The sequence below is a fragment of the Streptococcus sp. SK140 genome, assembly GCF_000259525.1.
Taxonomy (GTDB): domain Bacteria; phylum Bacillota; class Bacilli; order Lactobacillales; family Streptococcaceae; genus Streptococcus.
On record NZ_AJML01000044.1, the window covers coordinates 1 to 2,593 of the forward strand.

The 2,593-nt window shown below is 29.2% G+C and carries 2 protein-coding genes; one reads left to right on the plus strand and one right to left on the minus strand.

What is annotated here, in order from left to right; genetic code table 11:
* Window positions 1-1,102: hypothetical protein (locus HMPREF1116_RS11155; protein ID WP_000276013.1), on the minus strand; the 1,102-nt coding region annotated here is incomplete at its 3' end.
* A 90-nt stretch (window positions 1,103-1,192) separates the two neighbouring features.
* On the opposite strand from HMPREF1116_RS11155, the gene HMPREF1116_RS11160 reads away from it, so the two are divergent.
* Window positions 1,193-2,089: a tyrosine-type recombinase/integrase gene (locus HMPREF1116_RS11160; protein WP_000384887.1), complete on the plus strand. Its 897-nt coding sequence runs from the start codon at window positions 1,193-1,195 to the stop codon at window positions 2,087-2,089.
* Window positions 2,090-2,593 lie beyond the last annotated feature (504 nt).

Sequence of the window (2,593 nt, forward strand, 5' to 3'; positions counted from 1 at the left end):
TAATACCAACTGTTCCTAACCTAATTCCTGAAGTAGTCATTGGACCATATATATCATTCGGAATTTGATTACGATTAACCAATATTCTATGCTCGAAAAGTAACTCTTCTGCTTCTTTACCATTAAAGTTTAGATTTGATAAGTTGATTAAAACAACATGAGTTTTTGACTGTTTATAGATGACATCGATTCCATAGCTAGTTAAGCAATCTATTAACAGTTGAGTATTTTTAAGGACTTCTTTAGCATAACTTTGAATATCTATTGACAATAATTTAATTAAACATATACATTTAGCAAATAATGCAGATTGTGTCGGACCCCCTTGAGTTCTAGGAAAAATAGAATAACTTATTTCTCTTTCAAAAGAGCTACGATAAACTAGCACACCTCCTTGAGGTCCACGTAAACACTTATCCATTGTAAAAGTAGCAAAATCTACAAAAGGGAAAATTGCCTGATGAATATCTGCCATAATATACAAGACACTATGGCAGATATCTGCCAATATGAGAGTGTCAGGACTAGTTTCTTTAACCGTCTTATAAATTTTTTTATAATTAAACTCATTTCCATACGATGAAGCACCGACAACAAGTAATTTGGGTTTATATAGCTCTAATAATTCCCTTAGCTCAATAAAATCTACTTTTAAATTATTATCTAAATGATAATATATAACCTTACCTCTACCTGTGTAAGTGTGTGAAATATGTCCCCCGTCTTTTGGTGATAATGATAGAATAAAATCATCTCTTTCTAAAACTCCATTATAAACAATTTGATTAGCCTGAGTTCCAGAATTTGGTTGTAAACTAACTCGATAATCATTGGACCTTATATTAAAGAGTTTGCAACACAATTCCTCAGCGTATAATTCAATATCATCTAATGAAGTACAATGAGGAAAATAACGTTTTTCAACAACGCCTTCAGTTGGAAGTGTAGAAAGTGGAAAGCTTTGTATTTTTAATACTTCGTTGAATGGATAGCTAATACAAGCAGCAAGATTTATGATACTATTTTGATCTTGATTATATGATTCAAGAATTTTATTCAATCTCTGATAAATTTTTCCTTCAAACTTATTAGTTATATACACTTATTTCTCCTATCGATAACTATTTATTATCACTATACAAAGCACCCAAATAGGTTTATAATAGCATGATTATTGATGAAGGAGATTTTCATGGATTATAAACTTATTTCTACTTACTTAGATTATTGCAAAACTCATAAACGTTTGAGTTCACATACGATTCGAGCTTATAAAAATGATCTTATGCAATTTTATAACTCAAACTATGATAATGTCGAATCCTATATCGAACACTTGACACAATCTAACATAAAAACGAATACACTAAGAAGAAAAATTGCTTGTATGAAGGTGTTTTATAATTATCTAAAATACCAGAACATAATTGAAGAGAATCCCTTCAATCAATTGCGCTTTCAATTTAGAACTGAAAAAATATTGCCTAAAACGATTCCGTATAATATTTTGAAAAATATTTTTTTATATTTAGAGCAGAGAGTAATTATTTCTAAAACTGACTTTCAAAAACAAAAAGCTGAAAGAAATCTATTAATCATTTCTCTTTTACTTTCGACGGGTATCAGAATTTCTGAACTTTGTCACATTCATCTCAAAGATATTAATCTTTCCAATAAGACACTTCATATTATAGGGAAGGGGAAGAAAGAACGTATCATATTTTTAGGAGACCAAACAACATTTAATTTATTAGAAATATATATAAATAAAATAGGGAAGGAATCCAATGGTTTTCTATTTCCAGGGAAACATTCGCCAAAACCATTGTCAGAGCAAAGTGTACGTTTAATTTTAAAGAGAATCGTTGAACAAAATAACTTATCTAGAACTATTACACCACATATGTTTAGACATAGCTTTGCAACAATGCTTCTGGATAATGATGTAGATATTCGATACATTCAACAAATTCTTGGACACAGTTCTATATCAGTCACACAAATCTATACTCACGTATCCCATTCAAAACAAAAAGAAATACTTAGTTCTTTTAATCCTATATCAGCGATTCATTCTGAAAGCGAGTAAGAGACATCCTCAAAGTCTACAGTTCACTTCATATAAAATTAATTTTTGTAGTTCAACCTTAATTAATAGATTTTATACTCAACAAAAACAAAAGCATACAAAACTTCACTTTGAACCAGCATTTATACTATATTCCGTATTAAGCACTTCTGTAATTGTTTTTCTAAAATACAATCTTAAAACATCCTCAAATAAAACAAAAAAAGTTTTGTCAAAAACGATTCCTGGATAAAATGAAGTAAATCTTCCCACAATAAAAGGCATATAGTATCAAGTTATTTTCAACATCTGATACTATGCCTTTTTCTTATTTTTAAGACTCTTTACCTAGCATTTCACTTACTAGTAAGGGTCACAATAAGTTTAATCTTTGTAAGCAGATTGTTAGCAATAGAGAAAAAAACTCCAAATTTCTAATCTACTTTATTCTATATTCATTAACTAAAAAAGAAAATCTACCTTCTCAGTAGATTTTCTCTGTTTAAAATTTATTTCCAAGCACCA

Coding starts and splice junctions, on each gene's coding strand:
- HMPREF1116_RS11160 (WP_000384887.1), top strand. CDS start 1,193: ATGGATTATAAACTTATTTCTACTTACTTAGATTATTGCAAAACTCAT.